The following is a 20,769-nucleotide window of genomic DNA, read 5'->3' as shown; positions in this document are numbered from 1 at the left end:
CTGTCTGCTGGTTAGAGGATTCCGTATTTACTAGTATTATAAACTACCAATTTTTTAGCGATCGCTCTTTGGGGAAAAACTTTTTGGTTTACTGAATATTCACTCTGGTTATCCTGTGTAGGTTTGGTTCTAAATTGATAGAAACTTGAGCAAAACTGATCAAACACCAACCGCCTCTGGAATTGCACCCTGCATTCTCCCGAAAGCATCAATCAAATTCTGCAATTGTTGATCCGCCTTAAAAACTCCTAACCCGCGCACCGTAACTTTACCTGGAGAATACACAAAGCGCGTCTTGAGATTGTCTGGTAAATTCGCCGCTAACAAATTCCAAGCTGGTTCCTCCATCGGCGTTTCTAAAACGACATGCTGCTTTTGTTCTGGTTTAATCCGGCTAAATCCGAGTTTTTTCGCTAGCTGTTTGAGTTCCATGACTCGCAAAAGTTGATTTGCAGGTACTGGTAAACTACCATAGCGATCGCTCCACTCGGCTGCAATCTGCTTTAATTCTGATTTAGATTTAGCTGTCGCCACCGCCCGATAAGCACTCATCTTTTGATCCAAATCGGTAATGTAATCTGCTGGGATAAACGCCGTCAGATTGAGATCAATCTGGGTATCCTCCACTTGCGGAATTTCTTGTCCTCGGATTTCCCGAATTGCTTCTTCCAGCATTTCCATGTATAAATCAAAACCGATGGCATCCATTTGACCGGATTGTTCTGCACCTAGCAAGTTACCTACACCTCTGATTTCCATGTCGCGCATCGCTAGCTGATACCCAGAACCTAACTGAGTAAATTCCTGAATTGCTCGTAATCGTTGCCGTGCCGCGTCAGATAATGCCCGTTGCTTCGGATAAAATAACCAAGCATGAGCTTGGATACCTGCACGTCCCACACGACCGCGTAATTGATACAGTTGTGCCAATCCAAAGCGGTGAGCATCTTCAATTAAGATGGTGTTGACTCGCGGAATATCTAAGCCAGATTCAATAATTGTCGTACAAACAAGGATATCTGCGTCGCCATTACTGAAGGTGAGCATGGTTGATTCTAACTCGCTTTCATCCATTTGACCGTGAGCGATCGCAAACCTGGCCCCCGGTATCACTTCTCGTAAATTGGCCGTTGTCTCTTCAATTCCGTCCACTCGTGGAACTACATAAAATACCTGTCCGCCTCTGTCTAATTCTTGACGAATTGCACTGCGGATACTTTCGGAATTAATCGGTGACAGATGGGTTTTAATTGCGCGTCTGGTTGGCGGTGGTGTGGTGATTAAACTCATTTCCCGAATTCCCGACAAGGACATATACAAAGTCCGGGGAATGGGAGTGGCTGAGAGGGTAAGTACATCAACCTGAGTTTTCAGGCTTTTAATTTTCTCTTTCTGGTTTACCCCAAACCGTTGTTCTTCATCTACTACCAACAATCCTAAATCGCGGAAGATCACGCCTTTACCTAAAAGTTGCTGTGTACCAACAACTACATCTAATTCACCCGTTGCCAATCGCTTTTGAATATCGCGGCGTTCTTCAGCCGAACGAAAACGGTTAAGTAAACCGACATTCACGGGGTAGGGAGCAAAACGTTCTTTGAGTGTATGGTAATGCTGCTGTGTTAAAATAGTCGTCGGCGCAAGGAGTGCCACTTGTTTACCGGCGATGACTGCTTTGAAAATAGCACGAATCGCCACTTCCGTTTTCCCAAAACCGACATCGCCACAAACTAAACGATCCATTGGGCGATCGCTTTCCATATCGCGTTTTACATCTTGGACAGCTTTGAGTTGATCCGTTGTGGGTTGGTAGGGAAAAGAATCTTCCAGTTCCTCTTGCCAAGGCATATCACCTGGAAAGCTAAAACCTTGTTGTTGCGATCGCGCTGCATAGAGTTTCAACAAGTCCACCGCCAATTTTCTGATCGCTTTGCGGACTTTATTCTTCGTATTTTCCCAAGCTTTACCGGTCATCCTGTTAAGTTCTGGTGCTTTATCTCCTGCGGCACGGAACCGGGATAAGGCACCTACTTGATCGGCTACGACTCTGAGTAACCCGTCAGCATACTGCACCACCAAATAATCACGGGTTTGGTGATTAATCATCAAACTTTCCAGCTTGACAAATTTGCCAACACCATGATTTCTGTGAACCACATAATCGCCTGGACGCAGCTTATTGGGATCAACTTGTTTAGAAGTAGCTTTGTGGCGCTTGCGGATATAGCCGGGAGTCGCCAAGGAATGCTGCCCAAAAAATTCCCGATCTGTAACGATTACCAATCGGTACGTAGGCAGGATAAAACCTTCTAGTTCGGCCAGACCAGAATATTTTAGAGCTATGGGAATATGGTTGATTTGCAGCTTATCTATCGCTTGGTAGTCGCGGGGATTGGGGATAAACTGAGCCGGACAATCATGTTCTTGCAACAGCGAGACAGAACGTGAAGGTTGAGCAGAAAGCAGCCAGATCGAGAAATTGCGATCGCGTTCTTGACGGATGGTTTCAGCGAGTTTAGCAAACTGGTGTGGCGTGGCTGGAACCGGACGGCTGGCAAGATTGATCCCACTATTTTCCTCTGACAGTTCCGATAAATACAACGTTTTAAACTTGGCAACATCAGCCAAACACTGATCAAACGAACGGTGAATTTTCGGCAATGTTAGAGAAGTAGATTCTTCCCCATGCCCAATTTCCCATTGTTCCTGGGCATTTTCTACCCAGCGATCGCTATGAGCATGACACTGTTCTGGCTCATCAATGGCAATCAGGGTGTTTTCTGCCAAGTAGTTTAGCAGAGATGCTGGTTGCTCGAACGCTAACCCCAAAAAGCGACGACTACCCTCAATCAGTGATGAGTGCTGAGTGTTGCTTTCTGAGTCAGAATTTAACTCAGCACTCAGCACTCGAAACTCAGCACTATTCTTGAGTGCAGCCATTACCACGGGAGTAAAGCTAGTGGGGGTAAGAATTAACTGGTCAACTTTGTCGAGGGCGGAACGTTGAGTTGCTGGGTCAAATTCCCGCATTTGCTCAATTTCATCGCCAAACCATTCCAGCCGGACTGGAAACTCAGAGGAAACCGGAAACACATCAACAATATCGCCCCGCCGACTCCATTGCCCTTCCATTTCCACCAAAGGAACTCTTTCGTACCCCAAAATAGTTATTTTCTCACTGAAGCTATTCAGGTCTAATTCCATCCCTTTTTTCAGGGTAAGACAGAATTGCCCAAAAGCTTCTGGTGGAGGCAAATGAGGTTGCAGCGCCCCTTGAGTAGCCACAATCGCCATCTTGGATAATTGAGAATTGGGATTTGGGATCTGGTTTTCTTCCCCATGCGCCATGCCCAATGCCCCATGCTCAATGCTCAAATCTGCCAATACCTGCATTTGCCCCCAACTCATCTCAGTTTCCGGGTCAAAAGGTTCGTAAGGAGAAGCCTCGGAGGTGGGGTAAAAATGTACTGTTTGCCATCCCATTGCCTCCAGTTGTGCGTAAACGCGTCCAGCTTCTTCCAGAGTGGCGCAAACCACGAACAAATCCTTGCCCTGAGCCTGTGCTAATGCCGAAGCTACCAGAGCCTTGGGCAGCCGGGAAATGCCATTTAACCACAATTCTTGTTGTCGATTCAGCTTAGAAATAAATTCAGTAGTGAGCGACGATCGGCCTAAGGCACGCACAATAGAAGAAAATGACATAAGTACTACTAGCGATGGGAGTCTTTGTGGGTCAGAAAATCTTGAGGCAGTTTATGTCAACCATTTTAAAAGTGTTAACAGCTTTCTTATTCCTTCGGTGGAAGCATAATGCACAGCGACTAATAAACTTAAGAACTATAACTATTACTTTGTCTATAGTCAAAGCATTTATCGAAGCACCTTTAATACTAGATGCTAGGGATTTAGCTACGTTCGCTCTGATAAACCGCAATTTTAAACATGTCCTCCATAACTTTTGAAATTTTAATCATTTTGGTGCTAATTATTGCTAATGGCGTGTTTTCTATGTCTGAGATGGCGATTGTCTCGGCACGCAAGGTTAGACTACAGCAGCTTGCCAATCAAGGAGATGCCAAGGCAAAGGTAGCATTGAAACTAGCGGAGTCTCCAAATCATTTCCTGTCAACTGTTCAAGTAGGTATTTCCCTGATCGGTATCCTGACTGGTGCTTTCGGAGGAGCAACAATTGCGGCTCGATTAGCAGTTTATGTGCGACTTTTCCCGTTACTGGCAGCTTATAGTGAACCAATATCCTTCGGAATAGTGGTTTTGATCATTACCTATTTGTCACTCATTGTTGGCGAATTGGTACCGAAGCGTCTGGCATTAAACAACCCAGAAAGGATTGCATCGATTGTAGCTATTCCGATGCAAGCCTTGGCGGCGCTCGCTTCTCCAGTAGTCTTTCTCTTAAGCGCTTCTACAGATTTGATCCTGCGATTACTGGGCATTACAGCTTCTACTGAGCCGCAAGTCACCGAAGAAGAAATTAAAATCTTAATTGAGCAAGGGACTGAGGCGGGAACCTTTGAGGAAGCTGAACAGGATATGGTAGAGCGAGTCTTTCGTTTAGGCGATCGCCCTGTCAGCTATTTAATGACACCCCGCCCCGATATTGTCTGGCTAGACTTAGACGACTCTGCCGAAGAAAATCGTCAAAAAATGGTTGATAGTGCCTATTCTCGGTATCCAATTTGTCAGGGAGGACTTGACAATGTGCTGGGTGTTATCCCTGTCACCGATTTATTAGCCAGGAGTTTCCGAGGAGAACCACTAGACTTAACCATCGGATTGCGACAGCCCGTATTTGTGCCAGAAAGCACCCGTGGCTTAAAAGTTTTGGAATTGTTCAAGCAAACCATCACTCACATGGCGCTAGTAGTGGATGAATACGGCGTGATTCAAGGATTAGTCACTCTCAACGACATCATGAGCGAAATCGTGGGTGATGTTCCTTCAACAGATGGGCAGGATCAACCACAAGCTGTACAACGCGAAGATGGTTCCTGGCTTTTAGATGGGATGTTGCCTGTGGAGGAGTTTTTGGAACTTTTCGGTATGGAAGAGTGGGAATCTGAGGAACGCGGTAGTTATCAGACATTAGGCGGTTTTGTCATCACCCATTTAGGTCGTATTCCTGCCGCCGCAGATTATTTTGAATGGCACAGTATGCGAATTGAAGTGATGGATATGGATGGTAATCGCGTTGATAAGGTGCTAGTTATACCGAAGGTAAGTAAATCAGCAGATACGAAAAAATCTGACTAGCGATCGCTAGAGTATTGGGAATAGGGCATTGGGCACTTGTACTAAGCAGTTCGACAGGCTGAGTGTGAGACGTTGCCGTTGGCGCAGCCTCTGTCTGCGACACGCTGCGCCAACGTAGAGAAGTATTGGGCATTAATCAAATTGTCAATTATTGTTTACAATTGACCATGCACCGTACCCAATGCCCTATTCTCGCAATTTGTCAAACTATTTTTTTAGGTGGATACTGTTAACGAAGCAACGTCACTAAAATAACCTGCTGTCAGTCAAGTTAGGGATAGAATTGCATACAAACATTCAAAATCCCTAACCTCACACTTACTGCTGAGATAAACGTCGCACTTCTTCACCTACTAACATTTGATGGGCTTGTGCCAAAACTTTTGGTATTCTATCGGCGTGGGGATTACGGGCGAGAGATTGCCCCAAATCTAACTCGTCTAGCCGATCGGCTTTGTTGCCGGGGAACCAGTGGCTGGCATTGCCAAGCAGGTTGTAGCGCATTTTGGCATAGTCTACTAAATCGTAGGCGATCGCTAAATTCCGCAGCCACAAAATCACCCGAATATTTACCTCACCAGGCGTTTCGTCAAAGGTTGGTAGATTTGTCTGCCAAGATTTCACCCAATCTTCTCCCAAACTAGCGATCGCTTCTGATTCCAACCTTGCTAAAATTGGTGGCAAAATTTCTGATGCCCGATCTACTAATTCTAAAGTCTTTAGGTGTTCATCAAAATCTTCTGGTTTTGCTGCTCCCAAGCTCAGGGTATGCACCTCTTGATGACTCAAACAAAACAAATCATTAAACACCATTGGACTCAACGGGGCGCAAAGATTTACTAATTTTTGTGGAGGTTCATACAACAAACCTCCTTTATTAGATGGACTAATAATAAACACCCCCATATCGTGGCGTTTGGCTGCTTCAATTGCTGCCCAATTCCATTGATTAATGTAGTACCAGTGCAAGTTTACATAATCAAATTGATTGGTATTAATTGTCTGCACAATCATATCTGTTGAGCCGTGTGTAGAAAAGCCAATAAATCTAACTTTTCCCTCTGCTTGCAACTGCTGCGCTACTTCCAAACAGCCACCCGGACGGATGCTGTCATCTAACGACTCCGGATGATTGATCCCGTGCAACCCTAAAAGGTCAACATAATCTAGTTGGAGATTTTTTAATGATTGTTCAAATGTTTCCCGGAATTCTTTCGCATCTGCCTTTGGACTTATTTTGGTCTGAACAATCAACTTTTCGCGGGGAAACTTGGGCAATATTCTTCCCAATTGCATTTCGGAAGTGCCATAACCACGGGCAGTTTCAATATGATTAATTCCAACCTCAACCGCCTTTCTAATAGTCGCTTCCAGATTCGCCTGGCTATCAGCAGGAATTTCATGATTGGGAACATCCTCCCATTTGAACTGATATCTCATGCCACCGCAGGAAAACACTGGCATCTGTAATTCTGTGCGTCCAAATCTTCTATATAGCATCAGTGGATTGTGGATTGCTTACCAACTTAAAATTTAAAAACGATAGTGATTCGAGCTTTCAGCGTCACAATCATGATCTCTGTTCAATCTGTGACACTAGCAATATTCATCGGATTATTAAATCGGTCAGGTCTTTTGCTTATTGGATTTTGACCAATATTCCAGTTCCACAGAATAATTATCTCATCCCAGTTACCACTAGCAAGCATTTTTCTATTATCCCAATTGGTGTTTAGACCAAGAAATGGTAAAACGACCCAGTAGTGCTGAGTTGTCCGAAGGTGAACTGACGCAAAAGTTCAAATTAATTCTTTGGAGACTGAGACTGCGCCTGAGTTAAGCAATTTCTCAATATTTCGGCTAACACCTGTACATTGGGTTCATTAAGTATGTCAAGATGAGATCCAGGAACGTAATGGATATCTAATCCTCCAACTACTACCTCGCCCCAGCCGAATTGAGGATCGTATTCTGTGCCTATAGCTTCGTCCCGATTTTGATCCTCTGTTCGCAAAAGAATGGCTCGACCAAGATAAGCTGAAAAGATATATTCACTGATGGCTTGAATATTAGCATCTATAATCTTTAAATGGTTGTCAGTTTCAGGTAAATGAAGTACGTCTTCCAAGTAACGGTTATATCTATTTTGCAGTTCCTGCTTACGCCAATAGCTCCATCTCACAGCCTTTTGCCAAAGGTAGTTAGGCCCTTGTTGAACAATATTATTTAAATGCAAAAGAACTCGCTTGATAAATGACGCCTGCCAGCTATAACCTGGACGACAACTATCAAGCATAACTAGAATGCCAACTTGTTCGCCTTGCTCTTGGAGTTGCCGAGCCATCTCGAAGGCAACTGCACCCCCAAAGGAATAACCTCCGATAAAATAAGGGCCATGAGGTTGAAGCGTCTGGATTTCTTGAATGTAGTGCGCTGCCATATCTTCAACGCGGGTATGGAGAGGGTGTTTTCCATCTAGCCCGCGTGGTTGTAATCCGTAAAATGGTTGTTCTGCCCCCAAATGCAATGCCAATTTCCGGAAACACAAGACTTCTCCACCCAGTCCGTGAATACAGAAAAAAGGTGGCTTGGAACCGTTGGGTTGAATTTCTACCAGGGATGACCAGCTAGATTTTGATTGGTCTAAGGTATTTATTAAAGCCAAGTTTCTTGTTAAATCTTCTTCTTGGCAGATTATTTTGGCTAGAGCCTCTACAGTACCAGACTGGAAAAGAATGGCAAGAGGCAGGTTTTTACTAAATCTTTTCTCAATTTGCCAAAACAGTTTTACTGCTAAGATGGAGTGTCCTCCTAGCTCGAAGAAGTTATCCCTAACGCCAATGGGCTGGACACCTAAAATTTGTTCCCAAATCTCTGTTAACTGGCGTTCCACTTGATTGCGGGGAGCAACAAAGGTGGCTTCTGGCTCTAACCTCGATAAGTCTGGCGCTGGTAGGGCGCGGCGGTCTACCTTACCGTTGGGGGTTAAGGGCATGGTGTCCAGCAAGACAAAAGCCGAAGGTAGCATGTACTGTGGCAATTTTGTCGAGAGGAAGCCCCGGATATCAGTAATCGCAATTGCTGAGTCTTGATTCGGTATAATGTAAGCCACCAAACGTTGATCGCCGGGAACATCTTCACGGGCAATGACTACAGTCTGGAGTACATCTGGGTGTTGGGCTAAGACTGTTTCAATTTCCCCTGGCTCAATGCGTATCCCCCGGATCTTGACTTGATGATCGCGGCGACCGAGAATTTCTAGAGAGCCATCTGGACGATAGCATCCGCGATCGCCTGTATAATAAAGCCAATCCTGTTGATCGTTCCGAAAAGGGTTCTTAACAAACCGAGAACGGTTTTCTTGTTGGGCATTGATGTAGCCCAAACTGCGGAATGGAGTTCGGATCACAATTTCGCCCGGTTCACCGATGCCGCACGGTTGCTGATTTGATGTGAAAACCAGTGCTTGGGTTTGAGGCAGGGGTAATCCTACTGGCTGTACGCCTGGTGTACACTCAACAGGTACTTGATAATAACACTTGGCTAAAGTTGTCTCTGTCGGGCCGTAGAGATTAACAATTTCACCTGATTCTGGAAAAGCATCCCGCCACCGAAGTATAAGTGTTTCCTTCAGAGGTTCTCCAGCCAAGAACAACCAGCGTAAGTTACGTAAGGATACTCCTGACGGCACATTGGCTAACCATAATTGCGCTAGCGAAGGAACTGTATGGAGTACAGAAATTTGCTCATTCTCCAAATAACGTAGAATTCTCGTCGGTTCTAGGTTATCTCCTTCTTCTGGCAAGCACAGAGTTGCACCACTAGTTAAAGGTAAGAAAATATCTCTGAGGACGACATCAAAAGAAAGACCAGTTAATTGGGCAACGCGGTCTTGCTGATTAATTTCAAAGGTCTGCCGCTGCCAGTTGAGAAAATGCGCCATCCCTTTATGACATCCCAGCACCCCTTTAGGTACACCAGTGGTGCCAGAAGTAAAGAAAATATAAGCTGCATCGTCAGCAGCGATTTCAGGCAGACTTACTGCTTCAACAGTCTTTATGAGTGAATTTATCGTTTCTCCTGTGTCTGGGTTTACACAGATGCTAGTTAAAGACTCCCATATTTTTTCGTCTTCTAGACGCTGACCATCAATATATAATATGTATTTGGCTTTAGCTTCTTGTAGCATCAGCCGCTGGCGTTGGCTGGGAAGTTGCGGATCGAGGGTGAGTAGCACACCGCCACTCAAAAGTACGCCAAGCATACTGGCAATTAGCCCAAAGCTTCGTGTCCCAAACACGGCTACGACATCTCCCCGCTCTACTCCGTGAGATAACATAACCCGTGCTAAGGTTTGAGCGATTTTGCCCAATTCCCCATAATTCCAAGTGCGAAATCCTTGCCGAAGTGATGAATGTTCTGGGGTACGATTTACCCAAGAGGTAAACATTGTTGTCGTCAATTCATACCGTGGTTCTGGTAAAACCGCCCTTGGCTCTGGCAGCAAAAGTTGCGCTTTTGGTGTCACCAGGGAATATAAACTAATTTGGCTCTCTGGAGTAGCAACAATTTGATTCAGCAAATGATGGAATTGATCAAGCATTTCCATCATCCGTTCTGAAGTAAACAGATTGGTGTTGTAGACTAAATCAAGTTTGATTCCTTGGTTTTGTTCTGTAACGTACAGGGTTAAGTCGAATTTGGAAGCTGTTTCTAGAATCGAGACTGGTTCGATAGCCACTCCAGGTAGTTCCAGCTGGATGTCCCTTAAGTTGAGCATATTAAACCACACTTGAAACAGTGGGTTGCGACTGGTATCTCGCTCTGGTTGCAGTTCTTCTACCAGTTTCTCGAAGGGCATATCTTGATGGGCATAAGCATCTAATGCCATCTGCCGAACTCGATTTAGCACTGAACGAAAACTGGGGTTGTCGGTAAAATCAGTCCGTAAAACAACGGTGTTAATAAAAAATCCAATCAACCCTTCAATCTCAGAACGGTTACGGCCGGCAATGGGAGAACCGATGAGAATATCTTCTTGCCCAGTGTGGCGGTACAGTATTGCCCCAAAAGCCGCCAGCAATGTCATGAATAGGGTGACACCTTCCTGATGCGAGAGTTCTGTGAGTGATGTACTCAAAATCTGCGGTAGCATCAGAGATTGGGCTGCTCCTTGGTAAGTTTGCACTGGTGGCCGTGGTCGGTCAGTAGGCAATTCCAGTACAGTATTAGCACCTGCTAACTGGGTTTTCCAATAGTTAATTTGCTTAGAAAGTACCTCACCTGATAGCCATTGGTGCTGCCACACAGCAAAATCTGCATACTGAATGGGCAATTTTGCCAGAGGGGAAGGCTTACTGCTCAAAAAGGCTTCATAGAGTGCTGTTAACTGCTGCCAGAGAATGCCGATTGACCAGCCATCTGAAGCGATGTGGTGCATCATTAACAAGAGTATATGCTCCTGTTCGTCTACCTGGAGCAAAGTAGCTCGCAACATCAAGTCAGATTCTAAGTTAAAGGGGCATTGCACCTCTTGATTTAGGAGAAATTTTACTTGCTCTTTTGTTACTTGAATGATTTTGAGTTCTACTGGCCGCGGCGTGCCAATTACTTGTATGGGGCTACCATCAGGTGATGTAATAAAGTTGGTTCGCAATGCCTCATGATGGACAACGATCGCATCTAGTGACTGTTGCAATATACCCACGTTTAACTTGCCCGTTAAGCGCTGTGCATTGGAGACGATATACGCTGGGCTGTTGGGTTCCAACTGCTCCAAAAACCAGACTCGCTGCTGGGCAAAGGATAAAGGGACTGATTCCCGGTTGGCTATTTGGGGAATGGTCTGATTTTGGAGATCATTTTCTGGAGTTTGGTTTTGAGCGTTCCCGTTTCGGGTTGCCGTAGGCATCGCTTGAGCTAAAGTAGCGATCGTTGGATTCTCAAATAATAGTTGCAACCCTATTTCTATCCGAAAGACTTGGCGAACCTTAGACATCACTTGAGTGGCCAGCAGTGAATGACCTCCCAATTCAAAAAAATTGTCGTGGATGCCTACTTGTTCCAGATGCAAAACTTTCGCCCAGATGCTAGCTAAGACTTCTTCTGTCAAATTCTCAGGTGGAAGAAAGTTAGTCGACAGCCTAATATCAGATGTATCTGGTGCTGGCAAGGCATGGCGGTCTATTTTACCATTGGGATTTAATGGTAGAGTGTCCAAAAATACAAATAAACCAGGCACCATGTATTCCGGCAGCCGAGTTTCCAAAAAGCGACGCAATTCAACCTGGCGAGGAATTTGCTCTGGACTAGCAACAACATACGCCACGAGTCGCTTGTCCCCAGGAACATCCTCTCTGGCTATGACTAAAGTCTGTGTCAGTGAAGGATGTTGAGCTAGTATGGCTTCAATTTCTCCTAATTCAATTCGGAAGCCACGTATTTTCACTTGGTGGTCAATCCGACCAAGAAACTCGATATTACCATCGCTCAAATAACGTGCCAAGTCCCCCGTTTTGTAAAGACGTGCCCCTCTTTCAGAACTAAAAGGGTGGAAAATGAACTTATCTCTGGTCAATTCTGGACGGTTAAGATAGCCTCGCGCTAGACCAATACCGCCAATGTGCAGTTCGCCTGATTCACCAACAGGTACAGGCTGCAAATTTTCATCGAGGATGTGAATATCTGCATTGGTAATCGGACGACCAATAGGTGCAATAGCATAATTATTACCGCGCTGGCAAGTCCAGAAAGTGGTATCAATGGAAGCTTCAGTCGGGCCATAACAATTATGTAAAACATTGTCCAAATTCAGTTGGGCAAAGAAGCGTTCTATAAGTTCGCCAGGTAAAGCTTCACCACCGCAGGTAATGTGTCTGATGAATCGGCAATTCTCAATTCCCCTCTCTTCCAATAAGACACGCAGGATGGAAGGTACTAAAGCCAGGACGGTGATTTGCTGCTCAGTAATCACTTTCACAAGGTAGGCAGTGTCTTGATGTCCACCAGGGCGAGGTATGAATAATTGCCCTCCAAAGCACAATGGCCAGAATATCTGCCAGACTGAGGGATCGAAGCTAAAAGAAATAGTCAGTAAAACTTTGTCTGCGTGAGTTAATCCAAAAGTTGTTTGCTTCCAGTGGAGTTGATTGCAGATACCACGGTGAGGGATCATTACACCCTTGGGCTGTCCTGTAGAACCAGATGTGTAGATTACGTAGATGAGGTTATCAGCCGTCGTCTCATTTACAGGATTTTCTTGACTGTTTTGGATATTCCCTTGCCAGTTTGAATCTAGACAAACCACTTGCGCCTGATGCGGTGGTAGATTCTTGACCAATTTTTCTTGGGTTAACAATATTGGTGTCTGGGTGTCTTCCAAAATGAAGGCTAAACGTTCTGAGGGATATGCTGGATCTAAAGGCACATAAGCGCCTCCAGCTTTGAGAATTCCTAGCAACCCTACGATCATCTCTAAAGAGCGCTCCAGGCATATACCTACAAGTACTTCCGGCCCAACGCCTAAAGCACGTAGGTGGTGCGCTAGTTGATTCGCCCGCTGGTTTAACTGCCGATAAGTAAGTTGTGTATTTTCACATACTACAGCAACGGCTTGGGGCGATCGCTCTACTTGCATCTCAAACATTTGATGAATGCACAGATCCTGATGATCAACGGCTTTGGTGTCATTCAATTCTTGTAAAAATTGAGTGTCGATGATGTGAGTTAAGGTTTTTAAGGTAATATATTGCTTATATTCTGAAGTCTGACTATTTATCTGCATTTTCTATATTAAGTTCAGTGGGTATAAATAATTAAAGGTTTATGACTAAAACAGATGTGAGCAAATAAAGCCCCCAATCTATAGAAAATGAGCAGAATACTATTAACTCTTACATCAGCAAGGTATAGCAATTTTGAATGATACATACGTTAGGAGGGCACAGAGCGTTATGCGCCCCGACTAATTGTTTGTACTCCAAGCTATTGCAAACTGCTATGAAACTTACCAAACTCAAAAGTTGGTATCTAGCTTTTGACTATTACCAATACCTTCATTTCAGCATTGAGCAGAGGTTGATGATAATTTTTTTTGATATCTGGTACAGGTTTTCCATCTACGAGAATTTTGTAGATTTTTGCATGGCAGTTGCTCGGTAAATTGTCAATAATTCTTGTTTTAAACGCAGCCGGACTATAAGTTCTAGCAAAGCCTTCATATGCACCCCATCCAGCAAAAGTTGCAGTATTGTCAAAAATTGTGATTGCTTTTTCAATATTGGACTTCTGAATCTGTTTATTATTCCAGATTTCTGCATATTCGTTAGTTAGAAATAGCGGTGCAATGACAAGTTTCCTGCCCACTCTCAATAAACGTACTGCCTCTTTAATAAACTTAATATCCAAATCATCTCGAAAATGTTCAAAAGAGTGATGGCAGCTAATTCCATCTAAAGATTCATCTGGGAGAGGGATCGCATCAATAGAGCCACCAATGTATTTAATTCCATCTGTGACTTTTCCGTCTAATAAAGAGTCTTGACAGTAAGCAGTCAACTTAAAATCCGAAACTGCCACTAAAGCCTTTATGTATTCGGCTTCTTCACCACCGGCTGCATCTAGTATTTCATCACCTTCTCTCAAATCTAACAGAGTCATTGTCGTCAGGTATTCAAGTGGCTTGGAATGGATATAATCAAGCTGATTATATTGACTCAATACATCTGAATTTACAAAATCCCTATAATCTTTTTCAGAAAAAGATAAATTGTTTACTTCTATCTGTGCCTTCCCTATTTCCGAATCATTTGTGGATCGTAAAACTTGATTAACTTTTAAATTGTTTAGATGTAAATTTGTCAGCAAAAGCCACTTTTGATTGTTTAAAAACCTGCCTAATCGATTTATTACATCTAATTTGCTGGTCAGCATACTTTTACTCCATATTTTATTGATTGAAATGAAACTCTAAATCACATTTTAATCCAAAGGATTAAATTTCTGTTTTAGCCAACAAACAAGAAGTAGTTGATTAAACACTTTATGCTTACTTAAAAAAAAAACTCTGTGTTTGTTTGATTTAATCAATCCGTACTATAACGCAATTATAAAAGTAGATTATCCTTTCTCAGTAAAATCTACTGAACGAAAAATATTTTTTACAAAATCTTCATTTTGCCACTGATTATATAAAATTTATGTAAAGCCGTAAGATTATTTGTTTGAAGAATTAGGCGAACTTCATGAAACCGAACTACGTAGGTTTCATTTGTGTAACATCAGTCTTCTAGTTTAAACTACAGTCTCGTCGTTAAGGTAACTGCTCTTTTGACGCTTCATTAGAAATGTCCATGAAAATGACTCAAGTTTCACCACAACATGCGGTTATGTAAATTTTTGTTACAAATATCAAATTTTTGATGCATTTTGTTATAGGTTGTCTGTAAGTTTTGTTAATCAGTAATTATGCGTAAAAAAACAGATAAATAAGATAAGTTTATAAGCAAAACTGAATTAGTCTAAATAAATATGCTACAGTAATTTCTGAGGGGATATCATTATATACCTAACATCCCTGCAAGAAGCACGACTCTCCAAGATATCCGTGATATCCATAATTAATTCAGTTGATGTATTACTAACCTAAAAATAATATTTTTATCTTTGTCTACTTGACTATTAACATCAGGAGTTTTGTTTAACTATTAAGTTAATATACCAACAAATTCTTTTTTGGTATTAATTTTTCCAGACTAAACTGTAATTATACGCTGCAACAAAGCCTAGGTATCTCGGTAGTAACGGCACTCAAACCGACCCTGGAGGATGCTTTTGATCAAGAACTTAAAGTTACTCCGAAGAAAATGCTTAATACTAGACTACAAAGTCCAGATTTCTTTGTTATGAGATACCCAAATTGTTTTGTATATTAAGCTGCGATCAAATTTTACCCAAACCAATTGTTCCTAACTATGAGTAATCAAAGCATTACAACAAACAAATTCAGTGAAGTGCCTTTGGATTTACGTGCATCGACATTTGTTACGGTACGCAAGGGTTCCTGGTGGTTGAGATTAACAACACTGTTCTTAGTAGACTGTACTCTTTTATCTTTAGCTTGGGTTTTAGCAGGATATCAATCTACTTATGGACATTTGACCCAGTATATACTGAGTCATTATTTACCGATTTTAATCGCTATTGGGATTCAAATAGGATCACTAGCTGTCGAAGGTATTTATCGAGAAGGTCAAAAACGCTATGACTATTTCAATATTATAAAATCGCTAACTTTTGCTCATGGATTAATCCTTTTAGTTGGTTTTTTGCATAAACCAGCTGTTGATCTTACGCGCCCAAAATTAATCTTATTACCTTGGTTACTAAGTATATTTTTTATTTGTACTGGTAGATATGCTGTAAATATTACTCTTGAATATCTACGCAAGCAGAAAAAAATAGCTCGTTCTTCTGTCTTCATTATTTGTGATCCTCAAGATCATGAGCAGATTGCGAGCTTTATAAAAAAAGAAAAGCATTACATTGTATCTGGAACGGCGAATGCTAATTCACTAGACAGATATAAACGTCAGCAAACGTTGACTCAGCTTAACCAACTAGGAGTAACAGAAGTTTTTATATCTTGGGATGCTCTAAAAAATAGAATGTTTTTGTGCTGGTTATTTCAAGCATCTGGGATACAAGTACATATTTTACCGATGGAATTAAAACCAATTTATAAAAACGTAGAATTCAATAGAATAGGGGGAATGCCTTGTCTGAGTTTGGATTGTCCGATAATTACAGGTAAAGATTTTTGGATAAAGCGTAGTTGTGATTTTTGTTTTGCGACTTTGTTTGTAATGTTATCATTCCCCATTTATATAGCTATAGCTATAGCTATAAAACTGGACTCTCCAGGCACAGTATTCTACAGACAAACCCGTATAGGTTTACATGGTAAACAGTTTAAAGTATGGAAATTCAGAACGATGAGGTCTGATGCGGAAAAATTACAGAAAGAATTAGAAGCTTTAAATGAAACGAAAGATGGAATTATCTTTAAAATTAAAGATGATCCTCGCATTACCCGTGTTGGAAAATTTCTCCGCCGTTATAGTTTAGACGAATTACCTCAACTTTTTAACGTTATCCTTGGACAAATGAGTATAGTAGGACCTCGCCCTTTACCTACTAGAGATGTTGAAAAGTTTTCTGAACATCATTTTATTCGACATGAAATCTTACCTGGTATTACAGGTCTTTGGCAAGTCTCAGGTCGCTCGAATATTTTAGATTTTGAACAAGTGATTAATCTGGATATTAGCTACATCGAAAATTGGTCGCTGGGGTTAGACTTTGAAATTCTCCTCAAAACAGTTATGGTGGTTTTGAAAAAAGACGGTGCTTACTAAAGAAAAAAATCCATAGCCGGACAGCTATGATTAGAAAATTTACGTTACGTATCGATACGATAAAAGTATTGCAGTCGGCAGTTTAATTTATAGCGGATTAAATTTAGATTTTTCTACCTTCCTGAGTGATTAGTTACCTGTTTTAGGGCGGCCTAGAAAAATTTCTAAGTATATATCCGAAAAAATCATCGTGACTCCAAATGAAAGAATTAAGCTGAATTAAGAATTATAAGAATGGTAGAAAAGTACAAATTCATAAGTAATTCCCTCTCAATGATACTCAATCGGTTAGCACAAAGCATTACAGCCTTTGTATTAACCGCTTCTATTGCTCGTACTCTAGGAGCTGAGGCTTTAGGGCAGTATCTACTAGCATATAGCTACTATTTTATCTTTGTGGGCATTGCTTCACAAGGACTAAAGACATTGTTTACTAGAGAACTAGCCCGTGAGCCAGAAAAAACACCAGTCTATTTAATGAGTGGTACTTGGCTACAGTTAATATTTAGTTTATTCAGTTATGCGGCATTGGTGATTGTAGTATTTTTACTTCCCTATAGTTCCAAAACCTCGACTCTTTGTTACATAATGGGCTTGACGATCATCCCCTTTGCGCTTTCTAACATTACAGAGGCAATTTTTCAAGCTAAAGAAAAGATGCATCTGATTGCGATCGCTACAGTTCCAGTCTATATCTTACGCCTAATAATAATGATTTGGGCGATGCAACTAAAATATGGAATTGAATATTTGGGGGCTATCCTATGTTTTTCAGAAACACTAATTCTGGTAATTGAATGGATTTTTATCGCCCGGTTAGTAAAAATACAATGGCAGATTGATAGGAATTTTGTATTTAATACAATCAAAAGTGCGCGTACATTTTTTGCTATTGAAGCAATAGCTGTAGTTAGTGGCAGAATTCAAATACTGATTCTTTCATTGTTAGGAAATGAGTTTTTAGTAGGTCTATTTGGCGGAATAGCACAATTATTACAACCCTTTTTGATTATTGCTAACAGTATAGCTTTAGCAATATTTCCAAGATTTTCAAAGGCAGTAGAGCAAGGACGGGATAAGCAGAGGCAGATAGCTGAAAATCTTATCGAAATCCTATTAATCATAGCATTGCCGTTATATCTTGGAATCTTATTGTTTGGCAAAGATTTACTAGTTTTTCTCTATAATGCTAGCTTTGCTGAAGCAAATATAGCCCTTAGCTTAAGCGCTGCATCACTCGTTTTTTTGCCGTTTACACGCTCACTGAGTTATTTACTTGTAGCCAATGGTTTCGAGATAGTGAACCTACGTGAAGTAGTTATTACCACTACATTAGGTAGCTTGGGAGGTGTGGTATTAGTTTCGCACTATCAGTTACTAGGTGCGGCTTTAATGGCATTATTAATGACTATTTCTGGTTTTAGCCAGTATATTTATTTCACCTATACTCGCCTATTTTCATTAAATTTATGGCGAATTATGCGCCGACCATTAATAATAACTCTTGTGATGCTACCTATATTAATATTATTGCAAAAACTTAGCTTAGACTTCATATTCACTCTAATTCTTGCAACTTGTGCCTATGCTTTATTTGTGATTTATTTAGGTATTCGTGCCTTTGGCGGGTTTCGTTTTTTATGGCTCAAATTATTAAGATAGCAGTAATATATTGTAGATAAATTTTTACCATAAACTCATCAAAACTGGTGGAATAAATAATTTAAGTGAGGGTATAATTTTAATTATGATTAAAGTTGCTTTATTACATTTTGGCTTTGAAGACTACACTATTGAATTAGCAAACAGTTTGGTTAAATATGTTGATTTAACGCTTATTCACCCAGAAAAAGTCTCAGATGTCTGTAACAATGTTCTTGATTCCAGTATCCGCGTGATTAGCTTTAAAAAACCACGGATTCGCGACCCGCGCAACCTATTGTCTATGTACGAAATGATGCGTATTATCAAAGACATACAGCCGGATGTTTTGCATGTGCAAGAAACTAACGATCCCTGGTATGATTGGACTTTGTTACTCAACAAGATGCCACCACTAGTGACAACCATTCACGATATATTCCGTCACCCAGGGGATAGTATGGCTGTATTCGGTTCAGAATATACCAGGCGTCTTGCCTTTTACCGTTCCCAACAATTGATTGTGCATACACATCAACTAAAAAAGATTCTAGTTGAACAATTCTCTGTACCTCAAGAGCGAGTCAATGTTTTGCCGCATGGGGAACTTGGTAGTTTGTATCAGCGCCGGAGTAATCACAATAGTCAGCCTCGTGATCCAAATACATTGCTATTTTTTGGACGTATCTGGCCCTATAAAGGGTTGAAATATTTGCTTGAGGCTATGCCTTTAATTGCTGAACGTGTGCCTGAAGTCAAGCTGATTATCGCTGGACGGGGAGAAAACATAAAACAATATTTCCCTAATGGTTATGATGAGAAACGCTACGAAATTATCAATGACTTTATCCCCCTTGAAGAAGTAAGTAATCTATTTCAACGGAGTACGGTAACAGTTCTGCCATACATAGAAGCCTCTCAAAGTGGTGTGGCAGCATTATCTTATGGAATGGGAACACTGGTTGTAGCCTCTGAAGTAGGGGGATTAAGTGAGATAATTCAGCATAAAAAAGATGGGTTGTTAGTTCCGCCTTGTGATGTCCGATCTCTAGCTGATGCCATTATTTGTTTGTTAAACGATGGCGACTTGCAACAACGCATGCAAACTGCGGCATTAGCTCGTTGTCAGGAAGATTTAAATTGGTCAAATATTGCTGCTCAAACAGCTCAAGTTTATTATAAAGAAATAAATATGCAAAATAAATATTAGTTAATTTATTATGAGGAAAATACTACTTTTTGCTGAACAGGGATTCACAATTCTAAGCTTGTTAATGTATTCAGGGGCAATCTTTGTTGTAGTACTGTCAGGAGGAGCAGGACAGAGCGATATAGTAGAATATGATAGCTCTTTGATTCGGATTATTTATTCCTTAATCTACGCAGTTACCTTAGTACTACTAGTTTTGCGTTGGAAGAATACTCTTTATTTCCTTAGTAAAGACTTCTGGCTTTATTCTTTACTTTTATTGACAGCGGTTTCTATTATTTGGTCTTTTGAACCATCAACAACATTAAAAAATAGTTTTGCTCTCATTAATTCCAGTTTATTTGGACTATATTTTGCTTCGCGATATACCTTAAAACAGCAATTACATTTACTTGCTTGGAACTTTGGAATTATTGTAATACTTAGTTTTGTTTTTGCTATAGCCTTGCCTAAGTACGGAATACAGAACGATTTGGGTAGCCCAAAGTGGCGTGGAGTATTCACGCACAAAAACGGTCTGGGAGCAAAAATGGTAACGAGTAGTATGATTTTTTTTATCCTTGGTTATCAAACTCAAAGACGTAGTTGGCTTTTTTGGTGTGGGTTTAGCTTGTCAATACTACTCTTACTCCTCTCCGCTTCCGGTTCATCTCTACTTAATCTATTAATTATAATATTGGCATTTTTTGCTTTTCAAATTTGGCGTTGGCCATACCAGTTCATGGTGCCAACCTTAATAATGATGGCTGCTATCAGCCAAAGTTTATATTTTTGGTTGTCTAATAACCCTGATGTCCTATTCAGTTCAATTGGTAAAGATGCAACACTGACGGGTCGAACAGAGTTGTGGCCATTAGTCATCGATATGATTTGGAAACATCCTTGGGTTGGTTATGGTTATGGCGGATTCTGGCAAGGATGGAATGGGGAATCTGCCTATATTTGGCTTGTAGCTGGATGGACGCCAAACCACCCCCACAATGGTTATCTGGCTCTTGGCCTAGATTTGGGTCTTTTAGGGTTAGGGGTATTCTTTGTAGGATTTTGGCGCAGTTATCTGAAAGGATTCGCTTGGGTGCGTAGTAGTAAAACAGCATTCGATATTTGGCCACTTATACATATGACATTTATAGCCTTATCTAGCCTCACTGAATCTAACTTACTGGAATCAAATAGTTTGACTTGGATACTCTATGTGGCGGTATCTCTCTCAGTGAAAATGTAGAAATGAAA

The 20,769-nt window shown here is 41.4% G+C and carries 10 protein-coding genes; 5 read left to right on the top strand and 5 right to left on the bottom strand.

Going from position 1 to position 20,769, the window contains the following annotated elements:
- Positions 1-159: 159 nt before the first annotated feature.
- The gene (gene mfd, locus V7K62_RS00220; RefSeq protein WP_334860554.1) at positions 160-3,702 is read right to left on the bottom strand and encodes a transcription-repair coupling factor; all 3,543 of its coding nucleotides are present in this window, start codon (positions 3,700-3,702) and stop codon (positions 160-162) included.
- A gap of 240 nt (positions 3,703-3,942) precedes the next feature.
- Here mfd and V7K62_RS00215 point away from each other — a divergent pair, with 240 nt between their 5' ends.
- Positions 3,943-5,271, top strand: coding sequence for a hemolysin family protein (locus V7K62_RS00215; RefSeq protein WP_334860552.1), 1,329 nt, complete (start codon positions 3,943-3,945; stop codon positions 5,269-5,271).
- Between the two features lie 318 nt (positions 5,272-5,589).
- On the opposite strand, the gene V7K62_RS00210 is transcribed toward V7K62_RS00215, so the two are convergent.
- The 4 genes from V7K62_RS00210 to V7K62_RS00195 all read right to left on the bottom strand — a co-directional run bounded on the left by V7K62_RS00210 (position 5,590) and on the right by V7K62_RS00195 (position 14,202).
- On the bottom strand, positions 5,590-6,771 hold the full coding sequence (locus tag V7K62_RS00210; RefSeq protein ID WP_334860550.1) for an aldo/keto reductase: 1,182 nt from the start codon (positions 6,769-6,771) through the stop codon (positions 5,590-5,592).
- An 83-nt stretch (positions 6,772-6,854) separates the two neighbouring features.
- The gene (locus V7K62_RS00205) at positions 6,855-6,980 is read right to left on the bottom strand and encodes a hypothetical protein (protein ID WP_334860548.1); all 126 of its coding nucleotides are present in this window, start codon (positions 6,978-6,980) and stop codon (positions 6,855-6,857) included.
- Positions 6,981-7,075: 95 nt separating this feature from the next.
- The gene (locus V7K62_RS00200; protein ID WP_334860546.1) at positions 7,076-13,054 is read right to left on the bottom strand and encodes an amino acid adenylation domain-containing protein; all 5,979 of its coding nucleotides are present in this window, start codon (positions 13,052-13,054) and stop codon (positions 7,076-7,078) included.
- A 245-nt stretch (positions 13,055-13,299) separates the two neighbouring features.
- Positions 13,300-14,202: a class I SAM-dependent methyltransferase gene (locus V7K62_RS00195; protein ID WP_334860544.1), complete on the bottom strand. Its 903-nt coding sequence runs from the start codon at positions 14,200-14,202 to the stop codon at positions 13,300-13,302.
- A 1,040-nt stretch (positions 14,203-15,242) separates the two neighbouring features.
- Between V7K62_RS00195 and V7K62_RS00190 the strand changes: the two genes are divergently transcribed.
- The 4 genes from V7K62_RS00190 (at position 15,243) to V7K62_RS00175 (ending at position 20,761) form a co-directional block, all read left to right on the top strand.
- On the top strand, positions 15,243-16,685 hold the full coding sequence (locus V7K62_RS00190) for a sugar transferase (protein ID WP_334860542.1): 1,443 nt from the start codon (positions 15,243-15,245) through the stop codon (positions 16,683-16,685).
- Positions 16,686-16,919: 234 nt separating this feature from the next.
- Entirely contained in the window at positions 16,920-18,347 is a 1,428-nt protein-coding gene (locus V7K62_RS00185) for an oligosaccharide flippase family protein (protein ID WP_334860540.1), read from the top strand.
- Positions 18,348-18,432: 85 nt separating this feature from the next.
- Positions 18,433-19,536, top strand: a complete 1,104-nt coding sequence (locus V7K62_RS00180) for a glycosyltransferase family 4 protein (protein WP_334860538.1) — start codon at positions 18,433-18,435, stop codon at positions 19,534-19,536.
- Between the two features lie 10 nt (positions 19,537-19,546).
- Complete coding sequence (locus V7K62_RS00175; protein ID WP_334860536.1) at positions 19,547-20,761, top strand: O-antigen ligase family protein; 1,215 nt, start codon at positions 19,547-19,549, stop codon at positions 20,759-20,761.
- Positions 20,762-20,769: the final 8 nt, after the last annotated feature.

Source organism: Nostoc sp. (assembly GCF_036917935.1).
In the GTDB taxonomy this organism is placed as follows: Bacteria; Cyanobacteriota; Cyanobacteriia; order Cyanobacteriales; family Nostocaceae; genus Nostoc.
This window is presented reverse-complemented; position numbering and strand designations above follow the sequence as displayed.

What these genes read in the sequence shown, in the direction of transcription:
- mfd (WP_334860554.1), bottom strand. Translation starts at nt 3,702, where the DNA reads ATGTCATTTTCTTCTATTGTGCGTGCCTTAGGCCGATCGTCGCTCACT.
- V7K62_RS00215 (WP_334860552.1), top strand. Translation starts at nt 3,943, where the DNA reads ATGTCCTCCATAACTTTTGAAATTTTAATCATTTTGGTGCTAATTATT.
- V7K62_RS00210 (WP_334860550.1), bottom strand. Translation starts at nt 6,771, where the DNA reads ATGCTATATAGAAGATTTGGACGCACAGAATTACAGATGCCAGTGTTT.
- V7K62_RS00205 (WP_334860548.1), bottom strand. Translation starts at nt 6,980, where the DNA reads ATGCTTGCTAGTGGTAACTGGGATGAGATAATTATTCTGTGGAACTGG.
- V7K62_RS00200 (WP_334860546.1), bottom strand. Translation starts at nt 13,054, where the DNA reads ATGCAGATAAATAGTCAGACTTCAGAATATAAGCAATATATTACCTTA.
- V7K62_RS00195 (WP_334860544.1), bottom strand. Translation starts at nt 14,202, where the DNA reads ATGCTGACCAGCAAATTAGATGTAATAAATCGATTAGGCAGGTTTTTA.
- V7K62_RS00190 (WP_334860542.1), top strand. Translation starts at nt 15,243, where the DNA reads ATGAGTAATCAAAGCATTACAACAAACAAATTCAGTGAAGTGCCTTTG.
- V7K62_RS00185 (WP_334860540.1), top strand. Translation starts at nt 16,920, where the DNA reads ATGGTAGAAAAGTACAAATTCATAAGTAATTCCCTCTCAATGATACTC.
- V7K62_RS00180 (WP_334860538.1), top strand. Translation starts at nt 18,433, where the DNA reads ATGATTAAAGTTGCTTTATTACATTTTGGCTTTGAAGACTACACTATT.
- V7K62_RS00175 (WP_334860536.1), top strand. Translation starts at nt 19,547, where the DNA reads ATGAGGAAAATACTACTTTTTGCTGAACAGGGATTCACAATTCTAAGC.